This is a genomic window from Pseudomonas sp. B21128 (assembly GCF_044218865.1).
GTDB classification, from domain to species: domain Bacteria; phylum Pseudomonadota; class Gammaproteobacteria; order Pseudomonadales; family Pseudomonadaceae; genus Aquipseudomonas; species Aquipseudomonas iridis.
This window is the reverse complement of sequence record NZ_CP162590.1, coordinates 5,621,856-5,642,196: the sequence shown is the minus strand read 5'-3', so window position 1 is coordinate 5,642,196 and position 20,341 is coordinate 5,621,856. Positions and strand designations below refer to the sequence as shown.

The 20,341-nt window shown below is 60.7% G+C and carries 9 protein-coding genes; 3 read left to right on the top strand and 6 right to left on the bottom strand.

The window, feature by feature from the left end; translation table 11 throughout:
• Window positions 1–8: 8 nt before the first annotated feature.
• Genes AB4P91_RS25410 through speB form a run of 3 tightly spaced genes read right to left on the bottom strand, consistent with a single transcriptional unit; the run spans window position 9 to window position 2,955 of the window.
• A complete protein-coding gene (locus AB4P91_RS25410; protein WP_395603941.1) occupies window positions 9–1,520 on the bottom strand; it encodes a purine-cytosine permease family protein in 1,512 nt (503 codons plus the stop codon).
• Between the two features lie 51 nt (window positions 1,521–1,571).
• Window positions 1,572–1,994 carry a nuclear transport factor 2 family protein gene (locus tag AB4P91_RS25405; protein WP_150594318.1) on the bottom strand — a complete coding sequence of 141 codons (423 nt, stop codon included), beginning with the start codon at window positions 1,992–1,994 and terminating at the stop codon, window positions 1,572–1,574.
• Window positions 1,995–2,004: 10 nt separating this feature from the next.
• The gene (gene speB, locus AB4P91_RS25400; protein WP_395603940.1) at window positions 2,005–2,955 is read right to left on the bottom strand and encodes an agmatinase; all 951 of its coding nucleotides are present in this window, start codon (window positions 2,953–2,955) and stop codon (window positions 2,005–2,007) included.
• Window positions 2,956–3,351: 396 nt separating this feature from the next.
• On the opposite strand from speB, the gene AB4P91_RS25395 reads away from it, so the two are divergent.
• Both AB4P91_RS25395 and AB4P91_RS25390 read left to right on the top strand, forming a co-directional pair.
• On the top strand, window positions 3,352–4,245 hold the full coding sequence (locus AB4P91_RS25395) for a LysR family transcriptional regulator (RefSeq protein WP_007914510.1): 894 nt from the start codon (window positions 3,352–3,354) through the stop codon (window positions 4,243–4,245).
• A 5-nt stretch (window positions 4,246–4,250) separates the two neighbouring features.
• Complete coding sequence (locus AB4P91_RS25390; protein WP_395603939.1) at window positions 4,251–4,847, top strand: tRNA-uridine aminocarboxypropyltransferase; 597 nt, start codon at window positions 4,251–4,253, stop codon at window positions 4,845–4,847.
• A 404-nt stretch (window positions 4,848–5,251) separates the two neighbouring features.
• On the opposite strand, the gene AB4P91_RS25385 is transcribed toward AB4P91_RS25390, so the two are convergent.
• The 3 genes from AB4P91_RS25385 to AB4P91_RS25375 form a co-directional block, all read right to left on the bottom strand.
• Window positions 5,252–6,613: an HlyD family type I secretion periplasmic adaptor subunit gene (locus tag AB4P91_RS25385; RefSeq protein ID WP_150594316.1), complete on the bottom strand. Its 1,362-nt coding sequence runs from the start codon at window positions 6,611–6,613 to the stop codon at window positions 5,252–5,254.
• A 10-nt stretch (window positions 6,614–6,623) separates the two neighbouring features.
• Window positions 6,624–8,786, bottom strand: a complete 2,163-nt coding sequence (locus AB4P91_RS25380) for a type I secretion system permease/ATPase (protein WP_395603938.1) — start codon at window positions 8,784–8,786, stop codon at window positions 6,624–6,626.
• Between the two features lie 148 nt (window positions 8,787–8,934).
• A complete protein-coding gene (locus AB4P91_RS25375; protein ID WP_150594314.1) occupies window positions 8,935–10,293 on the bottom strand; it encodes a TolC family outer membrane protein in 1,359 nt (452 codons plus the stop codon).
• Window positions 10,294–10,826: 533 nt separating this feature from the next.
• On the opposite strand from AB4P91_RS25375, the gene AB4P91_RS25370 reads away from it, so the two are divergent.
• Window positions 10,827–20,183 carry a retention module-containing protein gene (locus AB4P91_RS25370; RefSeq protein WP_395603937.1) on the top strand — a complete coding sequence of 3,119 codons (9,357 nt, stop codon included), beginning with the start codon at window positions 10,827–10,829 and terminating at the stop codon, window positions 20,181–20,183.
• The last annotated feature ends 158 nt before the right edge of the window (window positions 20,184–20,341 follow it).

Sequence of the window (20,341 nt, the reverse complement as noted above, 5' to 3'; positions counted from 1 at the left end):
GTGTTTGGTCAGGCGGCTTGGCGTAACGTCTGTTCAGTCGTGGCGTTCACACTGTGGCTACGTACATCCTTCGGCCCAAACACTTCGGGCGGTTCCGGAAACAGGCGAAGCAGCGTCAGGTACACCACCGAGGCCAGGCCCAGGGTCACCGGCAAACTGATGTCGATGCCGCCCGCCAACTCACCCAGCGGACCGACGAACTGCCCCGGCAAATTGACGAAGAACAGACCAACGGCCGCGCTCGGAATCCACGCGCCCAGGCCCCGCCAGTTCCAGCCGTGGGTGAACCAGTAGCGTCCGCCTTGTTCGCCGCGCGTGAACACTTGCAGGTCATCCGGGCAGTAAAAGCCGCGACGCACCACCAGGCCGATGATCATGATCACCATCCATGGCGTGGTGCAGGTGATGATCAGCACGGCGAAGGTCGACACGCTCTGCACCAGGTTTGCTGCAAAGCGACCGATGAAGATGAAGGCAATCGACAGCACGCCGATCAGTAACGTTGCCTTGACCCGCGAGAGCACCCGCGGGAACACGCTCGACATGTCCAGGCCGGTGCCATACAGCGACGTGGTGCCGGTGGACATGCCGCCGATCACCGCAATCAGGCACACCGGCAGGAAGAACCAGCTCGGCGACACCGCCAGCAGACCGCCGACATAGTTGTTGGCCGCGATGTAGTCCGGCGCCTTGATCGCCACGATGGTTGCGGTGGCCAGGCCGAACAGGAACGGGATGAGCGTCGCCAGTTGCGCGGCGACCACCGCCAACATGATGCGGCCCTTCGGCGTTTCGCGAGGAATGTAGCGCGACCAGTCGCCGAGGAATGCACCGAAGGAAATCGGGTTGCTCATGGCCACCAGTGCCGCGCCGATGAACGCCGCCCAGAACCCGGCCTGACCCATGGCCACACTGCCGGGGTACTGGCTGTCGAAGGCGGGGGCAAAGGCGAAGATGCCCAGCAGGAACAACAGGCTCGCGGCCCACACCGCAATGCGATTGACCCACAACATGAAGCGAAAGCCGTAGATGCAAACCGTCAGCACCAGCAGCGCGAACAACCCGTAGGACAGGCCGAGCGTGAGGTCGGTTTCCGGCAGGTCGAGCAGGCGTTTGGCGCCGCCAACCAATGCATCGCCCGAACTCCACACCGAGAGCGAGAAGAACGCGATAGCGGTCAACAGCGACAGGAAGGAACCAACGATCCGCCCATGCACGCCGAAGTGCGCACCGGAAGACACGGCGTTATTGGTGCCGTTGAGCGGGCCGAACAGGCCCATCGGCGCGAGGATCAGCGCACCGACCACCACACCCAGCACAATCGCCCAGACGCCAGCCTGAAAAGACAGACCGAACAGCACCGGGAAGCTGCCGAGCACAGCGGTGGCAAAAGTATTGGCGCCGCCGAAGATCAAGCGAAACAGGTCGCTGGGCCGGGCGTCACGTTCATGATCCGGGATCTGTTCGACCCCGTTTGTTTCGATGCTGCTAAGGCGTTTTTCATTGTTGTTGTTATTCATGATCTGCTCCGATCATCAGGCGCGCTCATCGTGCGTGAGCGTCACCATTGGCTAAGGGGGTGGCAGCCCTTCCGGCATTGCGGACAAATGTTCGTGGCAGGCCAGCCAATGGCCTTGTTGTTCTAGGCTCGACGTTTGTTTCTTGAAAACAATCGTCTCGCGCTCCTGGCTGAAGTGTTGCTCCCCTTGCATGCGCAGCTCGGTGGCCACGTCATGGATGAAAATCGCCACGTCACCCTGCAGGCTGACGAAAGCGTTGCTCGACGTGCAGGAAAGCACCTCGAAGCCATCCTCGGCGCGCCAGCTGTCCCACAACGCCTGATAGGCATCGCGCGACAGCAGCGGCTGTTCGAGGGTGTAAAACACGAAGCTGGCGTCGGCGCTGAACGCGCCGAAGTAGGCTTCGCGATCATTGCGTGCGAAGGCTGAAACCAGTTCGGCCGCCGCATGCAAAACCTGATCATGATCGTTCATGAACCGATCCTCAGCGATGGACTACGCCAGGCAGTACGCAGAGCATTTCGTACAGCAGGTTGGCGGCCAGCAGCGAGGTGTTGCCGGTGGTGTCGTAAGCGGGCGAGACTTCTACCAGATCGCAACCGATCAGGTCGAGGCCTTGGCAGCCGCGAATGATCTCAATCGCCTGAATGGTCGTCAGGCCACCGATTTCCGGGGTGCCTGTGCCAGGTGCCCAGGCCGGATCGATGCCGTCGATGTCGAAGCTCAGGTACACCGGACCGCCGCCGACCTTCTCGCGGATTTCGGCCATCAGCGGCGCCAGCGACTGGTGCCAGCACTCTTCGGCCTGCACCACGCGGAAACCCTGATTCCGGCTCCAGTTGAAGTCATCCGCGGTGTAACCCTGGGCGCGCAAACCAATTTGCACCACGCGATCGCAGTCCAGCAGACCTTCTTCGACGGCGCGACGGAAGGTCGTGCCGTGGGCGATTTTCTCGCCGAACATGTGGTCGTTGACGTCAGCGTGAGCGTCGATGTGTACCAGACCCACCTTGCCGTGCTTTTTGTGAATCGCACGCAGGATCGGCAGGGTGATGGTGTGGTCGCCACCCAAAGTCATCGGAATCACGTTGTGTTCGAGGATGTTGTCGTAGGCTTCTTCAATGATGCGCACGGCGTCCAGCAGGTTGAAGGTGTTGATCGCGACGTCACCGATGTCGGCAACCGACAGCGAATCGAACGGCGCAGCGCCGGTGGCCATGTTGTACGGGCGGATCATCACCGATTCGGCGCGGATGTCACGCGGCCCGAAGCGGGTGCCAGGGCGCAGCGAAGTACCGATGTCCAGCGGCACGCCTACAAAGGCAGCGTCCAGGCCGGCAGCGGTTGGCAAGTGGGGAAGTCGGAGCATGGTGGCGATGCCGCCGAAGCGCGGCATTTCGTTGCCGCCCAGTGGTTGGTGAAGAATCTTGTCCACGGGTAGGGCCTCATCGTCTTTGTTTTATTTATGTCGGCGCGCCGTTCAGCAAAGGTTCGGACGCCGCTGTGGGGCCGATTCTGCGAAATGTAGTGAGGGGGAAGAATCGCTACGGGCAAATACTTAGTTCAGATTTTTCTAAACTAATGGGCGAGGTGGGATTAGAATTCGCCGGCCCAGGGTTTTGAGAGCGGCTGGAAATCGCTGCCCTCACCCCAACCCTCTCCCGGAGGGAGAGGGGGCTGGTCTCCATGGCTTTCAAATCCTGAGTTGGGCGCGATTTTTTCAGGTCGATGCACATCCCGAGGACGCCACGGTCGGCTCCCTCTCCCTGGGGAGAGGGCTGGGGTGAGGGGAAATTCATCAGGCGACACATCTCTTACGCCCGGAGTAGACATGGCCAACGCTTTACCCGACCTGAAACTGTTACGCATCTTCGTCAGCGTCGTGCGCCATCAGGGTTTCGCCAACGCCCAGCAGGAACTCAACCTGTCGACCTCGGCGATCAGCACATACATGAGCCAGCTCGAAGCCGCGCTCGGTCTGGTGCTGTGCCATCGCGGCCGCGGCGGTTTCAGCCTCACCAGCAAAGGGGAACTGTTCCACCAGGAAACCCTGCGCCTTCTCGCCGAGCTCGAAGGTTTCGAACAGTATGCCGCTGCGCTCAAGGGCGAACTGCGCGGCACGCTCAACCTCGGGGTGATTGACTCCACCGTCAGCGACAAGGCTTTACCGTTCGCCGAAGCCATCGGTGCCTACAGTCAGGAGCACCCGGCCGTGCATTTGCACCTGTCGGTGATGAGCCCTTACGAACTGCAACTCGGCGTGCAGGACAACCGCCTCGACCTGGCCATTGGTGCGTTCTCCACGCGCATGAGCGGTCTGATTTACATGCCCCTTTACCGCGAACAGCACTGGCTGTATTGCAGCAGTCGTCACCCGTTGTTCAACGAGCGACGGATTCCCGAGCAAGTCATCACTCAGCAACGCATGGTCGGTCGTGGCTACTGGAGCCAGGCAGAGCTGGCTCGCCACGGTTTCAAACACAGCGCGGCGACGGTAGAAAGTATGGAGGCGCAGTTGATTCTGGTGCTGTCCGGTGCCTACATCGGTTATCTGCCGGAGCACTACGCCCAGGCCTGGGCCGACAAGGGCGATTTGCGTGTGTTGCTGCCCGCGACCTTCGGCTACCAGGCGCCGTTTTCGATGATCATGCGCCGTGGCCGCAGTCGCGAACCGCTGATCCAGACTTTCCGCGATTTGCTTAAAGCCCAGCTCAACCAGGCGTAAAAATGATGTCCAGAGTCCAATGCCCGCGCTGCCTGCGCCCACAAACCCATTGCCTTTGCCCATTGATCCCGAGCCTCGACAGCCGCACCCGGGTGTTGCTGTTGCAGCATCCGAGCGAGGTCAATCATGCGTTGAATACGGCGCGCCTGGCAGCGCTGGGGTTGACCAATGCCGAGCTGATTGTCGGTGAGGTATTTGCGGATTTGCCGACACTGCTGAAGCGCCCGGGGTATCAGGCGCGGTTGCTGTTTCCCGCGGACGATGCACAGCCGATGCAGGCGTATGACGCGTCCGACGAACCGCTGTTGCTGGTCGTGCCGGACGGTACCTGGCGCAAGGCGCGCAAGATGCTGCACCTCAATCCGCTGCTGGCGGCGTTGCCACGGGTGACACTGGCGCAGGGCGCGGTGTCGCGGTATCGGTTGCGCAAGGCGCCGGGCCCCGGGGCGTTGTCGACCATCGAGGCGATTGTGCAGGCATTGCAGACGCTGGAAGCGCCAGCGTCTTTCGAACCGTTGCTCAAACCGTTTGAAGCGTTGATCGAGGGGCAGATTGCAGCGATGGGGCAGGAGACGTTTCAGCGTAATCATGGCGACAGATAAGAGTTGATGGTGCTGGCCTCTTCGCGAGCAAGCTCGCTCCCACAGTGTCCGTGTCGTGTGAAAACTCTGAGAACACCGCTGAAACTGTGGGAGCAGGCTCGCTCCCACAGTCTCCGTGTCGTGTGAAAACTCTGAGAACACCGCTGAAACTGTGGGAGCAGGCTCGCTCCCACAGGGTCCGTGTCGTGTGAAAACTCTGAGAACACCGCTGAAACTGTGGGAGCAAGCTCGCTCCCACAGTGTCCGTGTCGTGTGAAAACTCTGAGAACACCGCTGAAACTGTGGGAGCAAGCTCGCTCCCACAGTGTCCGTGTCGTGTGAAAACTCTGAGAACACCGCTGAAACTGTGGGAGCGAGCTTGCTCGCGAAAGCGTCAGATCAATCACCGCCAATTTCGAAACTGACTACCGCTCGCGCATCGCCTCGGTCCGCGCTTTGAGCACCGGTTTAAGCAGATAATCCAATACACTTTTCTCCCCGGTAATGATGTCCACCGTCGCCACCATCCCCGGAATGATCAGCAGCGGTTTAACATCCCCGCCAAGGTGATTTTTGTCGGTGCGTACCTGAATCAGATAGAAGCTATTGCCCTTGTCGTCAGTGATGGTGTCGGCGCCGATCAACTCGAGCTTGGCGCTCAGGCCACCGTAAATCGTGTAGTCGTAAGCACTGAACTTGACCATGGCTTTCTGGCCCGGATGCAGGAACGCGACGTCTTGCGGGCGTACTTTGGCTTCGATCAGCAGGTTGTCCTCCAGCGGCACGATTTCCACCATGTCGCTGCCTGGCTGGACCACGCCGCCGATAGTGTTGACCTTCATCTGTTTGATCACCCCACGCACCGGCGAGGTCACGGTGGTGCGCGTCACTCGATCGTCGATGGCGATGCTCGATGCGGTGATTTTCGACAGGTCGGTGCGTTTCTCATTCAGCTCTTTGGCGGCTTCCGAACGAAAGGTTTGCTCCGACTCGTCGATCTTGCTGCGGATTTCGGCAATCGCCGATTCGGCGCGAGGAATCGCCAGGGTGGTCGCGTTCAGCGAACCACGGATTTCCACGGCATTGCGTTTGAGCCGCAGGATCTCCACGGGTGAAACCGCGCCGGTTTTGACCAGCGGCTCGGACATGTTCATCTCTTGTTGCAGCAAGCCAAGGCTTGAACTGAACTGGCCTTGCTTGGAGCGAAATTCCGCCAGTTCCTGAGTCTTCTGCCGCAGTTGTTCGCTGAGCGTGCGTTGCTCACTGGCCAGTCGGCGCAGGCGTTGTTCGTGCAGCGAGCGTTCGTCTTCAGCGACTTGCGGCGCCTTGGCGATCACCTCGGCGGAGAGTTTGAACGGTCGCCCCTCGGCCTCTGCCGACAGCCGTTCGACCTGTGCGGTCAACGCATAACGATCCGCCTCGCTTTCACCCTTGTTCGACAAAAATCGCGTGTCATCCAGACGCAGCAGAGTGTCGCCCTTGTTGACCATTTGCCCTTCACGGACGAACAGCTCGGTGACGATCCCGCCCTCAAGGTTCTGGATCACCTGAACCTTGCTCGACGGAATCGCCTTGCCTTCGCCCATGGTCACTTCTTCGAGCACGGCGAACTTGGCCCAGACCACCGCGCTGATCAACAGTGCCGCCGCGAGCCACACGGTGATCCGCGACCAGCGCGGCGAATCCTGCAATGAAGCCCCGGCGGTTTCCGGCATGAACTCGACCTCGGCGCTTTTGCCGAAACTGTCGAAGTAGCCGCGTGATTTGCTATCTGAGGAAGCAGACATGGCGCAACTCCTAGACCGCCGCCGAGCCGACGCGGCCCTTGCGCAGTGCTTCGATGACCGCTTCTTTCGGGCCGTCAGCGACGACCCGGCCGTTATCCAGCACCAGCAACCGATCCACCAGGCTCAGCATCGAGGTGCGGTGGGTGACCAGCAGCACTGTTTTGCCTTGCACCCAGCCATGCAGTTTCTGGCGCAGTTGGTCTTCGCTGCTGTTGTCCATGGCGCTGGTGGGTTCGTCGAGCAACATGATCGGCGGGTCGAGCAGCAACGCCCGCGCCAGCAACACCGCTTGGCGCTGCCCACCGGAAAGCAGTTGTCCGCGTTCGCCTACCGGCCGGTCGAAGCCTTGCGGGTGTTGGCGCGCCAGTTCGGTGACGCCTGTCAGTTCGGCGACTTCGAGCATGCGTGAATCGCTGATGTAGCGCGCACCCAGGGTCAGGTTGTCGCGCAGGCTGCCGGCCAGCAGCGGCAAATCATGGGCGACGTAACCTATCTGCTGGCGCAGGTCAGCGACATCCAGTTGCCGCAGGTCGAGGCCGTCGAGCAGCAGCTGGCCTTCTTCGGGTTCGTAAAAGCCCATCATCAGCCGCGCAAGGGTACTTTTGCCGGAACCACTGCGGCCAATGATGCCGACCCGTTCACCGGGTTTGAGGCTGAAACTGACGTTGCTCAGCGCCGGGGCGTTCTGGCCGTTGTAGTGGAAGGTCACGCCATTGACGTCCAGCGCGCCTTGCAGTTGTGTGCGCTCCAGAGGCCGCTGTTTGCCGTCGCGTTCTTGCGGTAACGACATCAGCGCATCGGTGCTTTTCATGGTCAGTTGCGCTTGCTGATAGCGGGTAATCAGCCCGGCAATCTGCCCCAGCGGTGCGAGCACGCGGCTGCCGAGCATGTACGTCGCCACCAGTGCGCCGACGCTCAAATTGCCGGCGATGATGCTGTAGACCCCTGCAACAATCGTCGCCATCCCCGCGAACTGCTGGATGAACAACGTGCCGTTAGTGGCCAGCGCCGAGAGATTGCGCGCATGGCTGTCGAGGCGGGTGAGGGCGCCGTGGGTGCTTTCCCATTTGTGCTGGCGCTCGCTTTCGGCGCTGCAGGCCTTGAGGGTTTCCAGGCCACCGAGGGTCTCGATCAACAAGGCCTGGCGTTCGGCTCCCAGACTCAAACTCTTCTGCACGGTGTCACGCAGGCGCACCTGAATGATCATCGCGAAGATGATCGTCAGCGGAAACGCCAGCAGTGGAATCACCACCAGCCAGCCGCCGAGCAGGCCGATCACCACCAGCATCAGCACCACGAAGGGCAGGTCGATCAGGCTGGTCAGGGTCACCGCGGTGAGGAATTCGCGCAGGCCCTGGAAGTCGTGAATGCTCTGGGCAAAACCGCCGATGGTTGCTGGTCGTGCCTTCATCGACATGCCGGTGATGCGTTCAAACAAAGTCGCGGAAAGGATCACATCGGTTTTCTTGCCTGCGCTGTCCAGCAGATGCGCGCGCACCACTCGCAGCACCAGTTCGAAACCGGTGCCGATCAACAGGCCGATCGATAACACCCACAGGGTTGACGTGGCCTGATTGGGCACCACGCGGTCGTAGGTCTGCATGACAAACAGCGGCACCATCAGGCCCAGCAGGTTGATCAGAAAACTGGCAAGAATTGCATCGCTGTACAGCCATTTAGACAGCTTCAGGGTGTCGCGAAACCACGCATGCACCCGTGGCACCAGCGGCGAGCGCAGGTCTTCGAGTTCATGCCGTGGCCGTGCGAACAAGGCTTGGCCGCTGTAGTGTTCGCTGAGTTCTTCGCGGCTGACCCACTGCTCGCCGCCATCGGCTTCGCTGGGCAGGATCAGCGCCTTGCCGTCATCGCCAAAGCGCCGCAGCACGGCGGTGCGACCGTCGTTGAGCAGTAGCAGAATCGGCAGATTCAGCGGGGAAATGTCTTTCAGCTCGCGGCGTAACAGCCGCGCCTGCAACCCCGCCCGGGCGGCTGCGCGAGGCAGCAGATCCAGGCTCAGGCGTTGTTTGTTCAGGGGCAGTCCGGCACTCAGGCTGGCGCGACTGACCGCCGCGCCATGGAGTTTGCAGAGGATCAATAGACCGTCGAGTAACGGATCATCGAAGCTCAGCCGCGGATCGACCCCGGTGTTGCCGCCGCCGGCCATGCTAGTCATATTGATCGCCCCTGATAGTGTGCACATCGCCCTGTGTTGGAGCTGCCGAAGGCTTGGGCCGTGATAGGACGATCTTTTGATCCTGGAAAACCAACATCAAAAGATCGTCCTATCGCGGCCCGAGCCTGCGGCAGCTCCTACAGGAGGGTTATTTCAGCTCTGGCAGGCGTGCTTCGTTTTTGACTTCGGCAGAAGCAATCGCATCCGCAGGCAGCACCACCCGTTGTTTGCTCAGCAACTGGCCCATATTGGCCAGCACGCGATACATCGAATACTCCTCGGTGTAGCGGATTTCGGTGTAGCGACGGTTGGCGTTGTAGAGCTCGTTTTCACTGTCGAGCAAGTCGAGCAGGGTGCGTTGACCGAGGCCGAACTGATCCTGGTACGCGGCGCGCACGCGCTTGGTGGTTTCAGCGTACTCACGGGCGGTCGGAGTCTGTTTCTTGGCATTTTCCATGGCGTTCCAGGCCAGACGAATGTTCTCGTTGAGCTGGCGCAGAGCGTTGTTGCGGATGTCCATCGCCTGGTTGATGTCGTGCGCGTTCGCGGCCAGTCGGGCCTTGTCGCTGCCGCCACGGAACAGGTTGTAGTTCATCACAATGCCCACGCGCCATTCGTTGTCGTGGCCTTCGTCACCCTGCACGTTGTTGTTCGCACCCACTGCCGCTTCGGCATCGAAGCGTGGGTAGAACGGCGACTTGGCGACTTCGTACTGGCTCTCGGCCGACTGCACGTCGGCCTGCGCTGATTTCAGGTACGGGTTGTTGTCGACCATGCTCTGCTGGGCTTCGCGCAGTTGGGTGGGCAGTTCGCCGCGAGTCGAGGCCGGGGTTTCCAGTTCATCGGGCATGCGCCCGACGACGCTGTAGAAATTGGATTCGGCATCGGCCAGATCAACTTCGGCGGTGTCGAGGTTGTTTTGCGCCAGCGCCTTACGGGCGACCGATTGGTCGGAGTCGGCGGTGCTGCCGACGCCGCGCTCAGTGCGCAGGCCAATCTGATCATTGACGCGCAAGTGCGCCTGCAGGTTGTTCGTCGCCAGGGTCACCAGTTCGCGGCGCTTGAGCACTTCGAGGTAAACCTCGATGGTACGCAGGGCCAGATCCTGAGCGGTGCCTTGCGCGTAATAGGCGCGCGAATTGGACACACCTTTGGTGCGCTCGACCTCGTTGGCCGTGTTGAAACCATCAAAGATCATTTGCCGCATGCGCAGCTCGGACTGGGTGTAGGTGAGGATTTCGGTGTTGTGATTGCCGAAGGCCCGGGTGTTGGTGTTGTCGCTGTAGCCACGCCCATAGGCCGCGTTCAAATCGACGGATGGATAGAAACCACCCTTGGCGACTTTGACTTGTTCATCAGCCGAAAGGCGAGCGTCCACGCGCGACGCAAGTTCCGGGTGAGTGGCAATAGTGCTTTGAATCGCCTCGGTGAGGTTCATGGCCTGGGCTTGAGAAGTGCAAGCCATGGCCAGCAAAACCGCGCTGCAGAGGGGGGTTAGAACGCGCATGGGTGCATCTCCCTGAGTCCTGATGGTGTGTTACTGTCGCCAAATATTTGACGATATTTTAAGGTCTAAGCGTTTCACTCTTGTAACAACAGAGCTAAGAACATCCTGAAGCGTAGCTAAGAAAAAATTTTCATAAGGCTTATTCCGAAAAAAACTTATGCGGTTTGTAAAATGCAGCACATTGTTCACCTCGAAAGCCTTTGTTTTGTGTGCTTTAGGGAGCGCAAAAAGGCTTGAGGAAAGTTCCATTCACTTTGCGACATACGGCGAAGTACTGCTGAAGGGGAGGGACGCGTAGCGGTGAATGAGCGACAGATTTTTGTCACTCGAGTGCTTCAGCACCGTTACGTAGCGTTAGCAGGTTGGTAGTTTCGATCAGGGTTCGGAGGTGTTTGAAAGCACTGAAATTTCCTGCTCGGGTAAGACCTGTGAAACGAACTGTCGAGGGTGCGAGCGTCGCCACGACAACCCGATTGAGCCATGGGCTGCTTCGCGAACCAGTGCTGACGGTGGTCAGCAGCGGAGGATTTCACATGGCTACGCTCATCGGCACAGTTACCAAGGTTATCGGTCAGGTTTTCGCTCAAGGCATCGACGGCACTCGTCGCGCCCTGATTGAGGGGGATCGCCTGTTTGCCGGCGATCAACTGATCACCGGGGCGGAGGGCGCGGTTGCCGTTCATCTGCAAAACGGCCAGGAACTGACCTTGGGCCGCGGTAGCAATGTGACCCTGACCGACCAGTTGCTGGCCGGCCAAGCGGCACAGGTGAACGCCGCTGAGGCGCTGACCCCGAGCGATGCACAACTGACCGATGTCGAGCAGATCCAGAAAGCCATCGCCGCCGGTGACGACCCGAGTAAAACCGCTGAAGCCACCGCTGCAGGTCCGAATGCCCCAACAAGTGGTGTGCCGGGTGAAGCGGGTGGCGGCCACAGCTTTGTGTTGCTGGAGGAAGTCGGCGGGCGAGTCGATCCGGTTATCGGTTTCCCCACTGCCGGGTTTAACGGTATTCCCGAGTTTCCCGAAGAACGCCGCGAAGCAGTCATCGACAATGGTGACAACGGCGACGATATCGGCGCGCCTGTTGTCCCGCCGCCACCGGTGAACAATCCGGTCACGCTCGGCGGGCTTGCGGTCGCCGGGGGTGAGCTGAACGTAAACGAAGCCAATCTGCCCGACGGCTCTGCCGCCAATAGCGGAGCGTTGACGCAAAGTGGCAGCTTCACCGTATCGGCACCGGACGGTCTGACCAGCCTGAGCATCGGCGGCATCAACCTGATCAACGGTGGCGTGGCCGTCGGCTTCCCACAATCGATCACCACGCAACTGGGCAATACGCTGACCATCACCGGGTACAACCCGGCGACCGGCGTTGTCAGCTACAGCTACACGCTCAACGGCAACGAAACCCATGCGGCCGGCGACGGCGCCAACAATCTCAGCGAACAGTTCACCGTGATCGCCGGCGACAGCAATGGCGACACCGCCACGGGAACGCTCGACGTCAACATCACCGACGACGTGCCCAGGGCGGTCGATGACGGTAATGGTATCGCTTCCGAAACCCTGTTGACGCTGACCGGCAATGTGCTGACCAACGATGATCAAGGCGCCGATCGTGTGCCGATCGGCCCGAATGCTGGCCCGATCACCCCGGGTACGTTCACCGGTACCTACGGCACGCTGGTGCTCAACGCCAACGGCACTTACACCTACACGCTGAACACCAGCGATGCCGATTTCAAAGCCCTGACCGGCGGCGGTAACGGTACCGAAACCTTCGCCTACACCCTGACCGATGCTGATGGCGATACCAGCACCGCGAACCTCGTATTGCAGATCCATAACAACGATGATCCGGTGATCATCAACGGCTTGAACGTTGAGGGTGGCGAACTCACCGTTTACGAGCAAAACCTCAATGACGGCAGCGCGCCTGACTCCGCGGCGCTGACGCAAAACGGCACCTTCACCATCACTGCACTGGACGGCGTCACCACGCTGACTATCGGTGGCATTGCCGTGGTCACCAATGGCGTCGCCGCTGGTTTCCCGCAATCGACCGTCACACCGTTGGGCAGCACGCTGACCATCACCGGGTTCAACGCGACGACGGGCGTGGTCAGTTACAGCTACACCCTGGTCGATAACGAAGCGCACGCAACCGCTAACGGCGCCAACAATCTGCCTGAGCAATTCGCCGTCACCGTGGTCGATGACAACGGCACCACTGCCAACGCGACCCTCGATGTGAATATCGTCGATGACCTGCCAAGCGCCGTGAACGACAGCAACACGTCGACCGCATCGGAAACCCTGCTAACGCTGACCGGCAACGTCCTGACCAGCGACGTGCAAGGTGCCGACCGCGTCGCCACCGGCCCGATCACCGCCGGTACTTTTACCGGTACCTACGGCACGCTGGTGCTCAACGCCAACGGCACTTACACCTACACACTGAACACCAGCGATGCCGATTTCAAAGCCCTGACTGGCGGCGGCAATGGCACGGAAACCTTCGCCTACACCCTGACCGATGCTGATGGCGATACCAGCACCGCGAACCTCGTATTGCAGATCCATAACAACGATGATCCGGTGATCATCAACGGCTTGAACGTTGAGGGTGGCGAACTCACCGTTTACGAGCAAAACCTCAATGACGGCAGCGCGCCTGACTCCGCGGCGCTGACGCAAAACGGCACCTTCACCATCACTGCACTGGACGGCGTCACCACGCTGACTATCGGTGGCATTGCCGTGGTCACCAATGGCGTCGCCGCCGGTTTCCCGCAATCGACCGTCACGCCTTTGGGCAGCACGTTGACCATCACCGGTTTCAACGCAACGACTGGCGTGGTCAGTTACAGCTACACCCTGGTCGATAACGAAGCGCACGCAACCGCTAACGGCGCCAACAATCTGCCTGAGCAATTCGCCGTCACCGTGGTCGATGACAACGGCACCACTGCCAACGCGACCCTCGATGTGAACATCGTCGATGACCTGCCAAGCGCCGTGAACGACAGCAACACGTCGACCGCATCGGAAACCCTGCTAACGCTGACCGGCAACGTCCTGACCAACGACGTGCAAGGTGCCGACCGCGTGGCCACCGGCCCGATCACCGCCGGTACGTTCACCGGTACCTACGGTACCCTGGTGCTCAACGCCAACGGCACTTACACCTACACGCTGAACACCAGCGATGCCGATTTCAAAGCTCTGACCGGCGGCGGCAATGGCACAGAAACCTTTGCCTACACCCTGACCGACGCCGACGGCGACACCAGCACCGCGAACCTGGTTTTGCAGATTCATAACAACGACGATCCGGTGATCATCAACGGCCTCGACGTAAACGGTGGCGAACTGACCGTTTACGAGCAAAACCTCAATGACGGCAGCGCGCCTGACTCCGCGGCGCTGACGCAAAACGGCACCTTCACCATCACTGCACTGGACGGCGTCACCACGCTGACTATCGGTGGCATTGCCGTGGTCACCAATGGCGTCGCCGCCGGTTTCCCGCAATCGACCGTCACGCCTTTGGGCAGCACGTTGACCATCACCGGTTTCAACGCAACGACTGGCGTGGTCAGTTACAGCTACACCCTGGTCGATAACGAAGCGCACGCAACCGCTAACGGCGCCAACAATCTGCCTGAGCAATTCGCCGTCACCGTGGTCGATGACAACGGCACCACTGCCAACGGCACCCTCGACGTGAACATCGTCGACGACCTGCCAAGCGCCGTGAACGACAGCAACACGTCGACCGCATCGGAAACCCTGCTAACGCTGACCGGCAACGTCCTGACCAACGACGTGCAAGGCGCCGACCGCGTGGCCACCGGCCCGATCACCGCCGGTACGTTCACCGGTACCTACGGCACCCTGGTGCTCAACGCCAACGGCACTTACACCTACACGTTGAACACCAGCGATGCCGATTTCAAAGCCCTGACCGGCGGCGGTAATGGCACGGAAACCTTCGCCTACACCCTGACCGATGCTGATGGCGATACCAGCACCGCGAACCTCGTATTGCAGATCCATAACAACGATGATCCGGTGATCATCAACGGCTTGAACGTTGAGGGTGGCGAACTCACCGTTTACGAGCAAAACCTCAATGACGGCAGCGCGCCTGACTCCGCGGCGCTGACGCAAAACGGCACCTTCACCATCACTGCACTGGACGGCGTCACCACGCTGACTATCGGTGGCATTGCCGTGGTCACCAATGGCGTCGCCGCCGGTTTCCCGCAATCGACCGTCACGCCTTTGGGCAGCACGTTGACCATCACCGGTTTCAACGCAACGACTGGCGTGGTCAGTTACAGCTACACCCTGGTCGATAACGAAGCGCACGCAACCGCTAACGGCGCCAACAATCTGCCTGAGCAATTCGCCGTCACCGTGGTCGATGACAACGGCACCACTGCCAACGGCACCCTCGACGTGAACATCGTCGACGACCTGCCAAGCGCCGTGAACGACAGCAACACGTCGACCGCATCGGAAACCCTGCTAACGCTGACCGGCAACGTCCTGACCAACGACGTGCAAGGCGCCGACCGCGTGGCCACCGGCCCGATCACCGCCGGTACGTTCACCGGTACCTACGGCACGCTGGTGCTCAACGCCAACGGCACTTACACCTACACACTGAACACCAGCGATGCCGATTTCAAAGCCCTGACCGGTGGCGGCAACGGTACCGAAACCTTCGCCTACACCCTGACCGATGCCGACGGCGACACCAGCACCGCGAACCTCGTATTGCAGATCCATAACAACGACGATCCGGTGATCATCAACGGCCTCGATGTGAACGGTGGCGAGCTCACCGTTTACGAGCAGAATCTCAGTGACGGCACCAGCCCCAACACCCCGGCGCTGACCCAGAGCGGCACGTTCACCGTGACGGCCCTCGACGGTCTGCAAACCCTCAGCGTTGGCGGCATTGCCGTCGTCACCAACGGCGTGGCCGCAGGCTTTCCGCAATCGGTCACCACCCCGTTGGGCAGCACGTTGACCATCACCGGTTTCAACGCAACGACTGGCGTGGTCAGCTACAGCTACACCCTGGTGGATAACGAAACCCATCCGAACGCCAATGGCGCCAACAGCATCACCGAGAACTTCAACGTCGTCGCAACGGACACCGATGGCAGCACCGCCAGCGGACAGATCAACGTCAATATCGTCGATGACTTGCCGAGCGCGCATCCTGATGCAGCGTCGGTGGCGGAGGGCGCCACCATCAGCGGCAATGTCCTGAACAACGATATTGGCGGTGCCGATGGCCCGGCCGTGACAGGCGCGGTGGTTGGCGTGCGGGTCGGTGCCGATACCTCGACTTCGGCCATCGGTGGCCTGAATTCGCAGATCAATGGCACCTACGGCTACCTGACCCTCGATGCCAACGGCAACGCGGTTTACCACAGCAATCCCAACACGGTGAATGGCCCAGGTGCAGTGGATGTGTTCACCTACACCGTGCGCGATGCCGACGGCGATGAAAGCACCACCACCATCACCATTGACGTCTCCAACAGCAAACTGTGTGCGGTCAGCGATACAGACGTCACTGTCTACGAGAAAGCGCTCGATCTGAGCAAGGACGGCCAGGATATTGCGGCTGGCACCGTGACCGGCAGCGACCCGACCAGCACCAGCGAAACCGCATCCGGCACGTTGGTCGGCTCGGTGGGCGGGGCGGTTGGCGCGATCAGTTATGCGCTGGTCGGCAGTGCCACCGGCAACTACGGGCAGATCGTTCTCAACCCCAATGGCACGTACACCTACACCCTGACTTCGCCAGCGACCACCACACCGAATGCCGATGATGGCGCCAACACCCTGACCGAAACCTTCACCTATCAGGCCACCGATTCGCTGGGCAACATCGTCACCAGCACCCTCGTCGTCAGCATTGTCGATGACGTGCCGCAAGCGATGAACGACAGCAATGCCAACAACGCCTCGGAAACCCAACTGACCCTGAGCGGCAACGTACTGACCAACGACGTGCAAGGTGCAGATGTGGTGGCGAGCGGGCCGATCACTGCGGGTACTTTCACCGGGACGTACGGCACGTTGGTACTCAACGCCAATGGCACTTACACCTACACGCTCGACGCCACTGACGCCGACTTCAAAAACCTGCAAGGTGGCGGCAACGGCACCGAGACATTCACCTACACCCTGACCGATGCCGACGGCGATACCAGCACCGCCAACCTGGTGCTGAACGTCCACAACAATGACGATCCGGTGGTGCTCAACGGCCTCGACGTCAATGGCGGCGAACTCACCGTCTACGAGAAGAACCTCAGTGACAGCACCAGCCCCAACACCTCGGCCCTGACCCAGAGCGGTACCTTCACCGTCACCGCGCTCGATGGCCTGCAAACCCTCACCGTCGGTGGCATCGCCGTGGTCACCAATGGCGTGGCTGCTGGTTTCCCGCAATCAACCGTCTCGCCGCTGGGCAGCACGTTCACCATCACCGGTTACAACCCGGCCACTGGCGTGGTCAGCTACAGCTACACCCTGGTCGATAACGAAACCCACCCGAACGCCAACGGTGCCAACAGCATCACCGAGAATTTCAACGTGGTGGCGACCGACACCGATGGCAGTACCGCCAGCGGTCAGATCAACGTCAACATCGTCGATGATCTGCCGACCGCCAAACCCGACACCGGCGCGGTGGCGGAGGGTGGTACGGTCAACGTCAGCGTATTGGGCAACGACGTCAACGGAGCCGATGGTGCGGCCTATGTGATCGGCGTGCGCGCCGGCAGCAACACCGCCACTTCGGCCGTCGGTGGGCTCAACAGCAACATCAACGGCGCCTACGGTTACCTGACCCTTGATGCGGCGGGCAATGCCGTTTACCACAGCAACCCGAACTCGGTGAGCCCACCGGGCGCCACCGACACGTTCACCTACAGCATCCGCGACAGTGACGGCGACGAAAGCACCACGACCATCACCATCAACGTCGCCGACAGCAAACTTATCGCCTCGGTCGATCAGGACGTGACTGTCTTTGAAAAAGCCCTCGACCTGAGCAAGGATGGCCAGGATCTGGTGCCCGGCACGGTCACCGGCAGCGACCCGGGCAATACCGGCGAAACCGCCAGCGGCACGCTGGTCGGTGCGGTCACCGGCGGCAGCGGCGCGCTCACTTACACCCTGGTTGGCAGCGCCACCGGCACTTACGGGCAGATCCAGCTCAACGCCGACGGCACCTACACCTACACGCTGACTTCGGCACCCAAAACTTCGCCGAACGCCAACGACGGGCCGAACAGCCTGAGCGAAAGCTTCACCTACAAAGCCACTGATGCGCTGGGCAACACCACCACCAGCACCCTCGTCGTCAACATCGTTGATGACGTGCCAAAAGCCGTGGCCTCGGATCGCTCGGTAACAGCCGTGGAGATCGATTCCAACCTGCTGATCGTTCTCGACATCTCCGGCAGCATGGCCGATGCCTCGGGCGTACCGGGCCTTTCGCGCCTGGCGCTTGCCAAGCAGGCGATCAGCGCCTTGCTCGACAAGTACGACGATCTGGGCGACGTCAAAGTGCAACTGGTGACCTTCAGCAGCAACGCCACTGACAGAACCGCCGTGTGGGTGGATGTCGCGACAGCGAAGACGATTCTCGCGGGCCTGACCGCCGGCGGCGGGACTAACTACGACGCTGCCGTTGCGGTGATGCAGACCGCGTTCAACACCTCGGGCAAACTCACCGGGGCGCAGAACGTCGGTTACTTCTTCTCCGACGGCAAACCCAACGAGGGCGACATCAACGCCGCCGATGAAGCCGCGCTGAAAAATTTCCTCGATGCCAACAACATCAAGAACTACGCAATCGGCCTCGGCAGCGGCGTGAGCAACGCCAACCTCGATCCGCTGGCGTACGACGGCATCAACCATACCAACACCAACGCGGTAGTGGTCACCGACCTCAACCAGCTCAACTCGGTACTGTCGGGCACCGTGCAGGGCGCGCCAGTCACCGGTTCGCTGCTGGGCGAGGGTGGCACGTTTGGCGCCGATGGCGGTTTCATCAAATCCATCGTGATCGACGGCACCACTTACACCTACGACCCGAAAGCCCTCAGTGGCCAGGGATCGCTGATCGCGAGCGGTGGTGTCAATCACGGCACCTTCAACACCGCGAACAACACGTTGAGCATCGCCACCAACAACAGCGGCACGCTGCTGATCAACCTCGACACCGGCGAATACACCTACATCTCGCAGAAAACCACCGCTGTGGTGCTCACCGAAAATATCGGCTTCACCGTCAGCGATAACGATGGCGATCTGGCCAGTTCGACGCTGACCGTGAAAGTGATCCCCAACGCACCTCCGGTGGCGATGGACGACCACGTCATCACCAACGTGCTGTCGGGCAACATTGTGGTGCCGGGTGAGTTGTTGCTGGCCAACGACACCGACCCCAACGGCGATACCCTCAACGCCACGCCAACGAGCTTCAACACGGGTTGGGTGTCGAAAGCGGCGGACTTCACCGGCACCGGCGCGATCAATTTCACGGGCACCAACGTCAATACCGCGGCCAACCAGAATCTGGCCAACGTCCGTAGTGCGTTCTCGGCGAACGCGGCAACCATGACCGCCGTGCTGGTGGTCAGCGGCTATCTGGGCGCCGTGACCAACAGCAACGCCAACGATGAAGACCGCATCACCGTCAACCTGCGTCAGGGTGAAACCCTCAACCTCGACCATAACCTGGCGGCCGGTAACGTCGGCATGGAGTACTCGATCAACGGCGGCGGCTGGATCGCGCTGGCAGACGGGCAAACCCTCACTGCGACGTCGAACGCGGTCTACCAGATTCACATCACCAACCTGACCAATCCCACGGGTGGCAACGTCAACGGGCTGGAAAACTACCAGTTGACCATGAAGCTCAACTACTCCGGAGCCCAGGACATCGCCCCGGACTACCACGGCACTTACACCGCCAACGATAACCACGGCGGCAGCGACACGGCCAACGTGAGCATCAGCTACCAGGACGGCCACACCCTCACCGGTACCGCAGGCGATGACGTGCTGGTGGCGGGCGCCGGCAACAACATCATCAATGCCGGCGACGGCAACGACGTCCTGACCGCAGGCTCAGGCAACAACGAACTGCACGGCGGCACGGGCAACGATTTGCTCTACAGCGGCGCGGGCAATGACCTGCTCGATGGCGGCAGCGGTACCGACACCGCCAGTTACGCTCATGCGACTGCTGCCGTCACCGTCAACCTCGGCCTGCTGGTTGCACAAAACACCCTTGGCGCCGGGACGGACACCCTGACTGGCATCGAAAACCTCGTCGGCTCCAACTTCAACGACAGCCTGACCGGCGACAACAATAACAACGTGATCAACGGAGGCCTGGGCAACGACACCCTCAATGGTGGCGGCGGCGATGACTTGCTGATCGGTGGTTCAGGCAACAACACCCTGACCGGTGGGGCAGGGGCCGACACCTTCCAGTGGCTTAAAGGCAATAGCGGCCACGACCTGATCACCGACTTCACCCCCGGCACCGACAAGCTCGACCTGTCGCAACTGCTGCAAGGCGAAAACGGCACTACGTCGTCCCTCGACGACTACCTGCACTTCTCCGTCAGCGGCAGCGGCGCTTCGGTCATGACCAGCATCGACGTCAGTGCCATGGCCGGCGCCACGCCGAACCAAACGATCGATCTGGCCGGCGTCAATCTTGCCAGCCACTACGGCGTCACGCCTGGTGCCGGTGGAATGATTGCCAGCGGGCACGACACAGCGACGATCATCACCGGGATGTTGAATGATCATTCGTTGAAGGTGGATACGGTTTGATCTGAGGCAGAAACGACAAAACCCGCCGTCCCGGTTGAACGGGGCGGCGGGTTTTTTTCATGCCTGAAATTGTTTCCCTTAAACGCTTTTGTTTATTCCTGTCGACCTGCCACTTCGGCGGCATCTCCGACGAACGGTAGCCATACCTGTAATTTCTG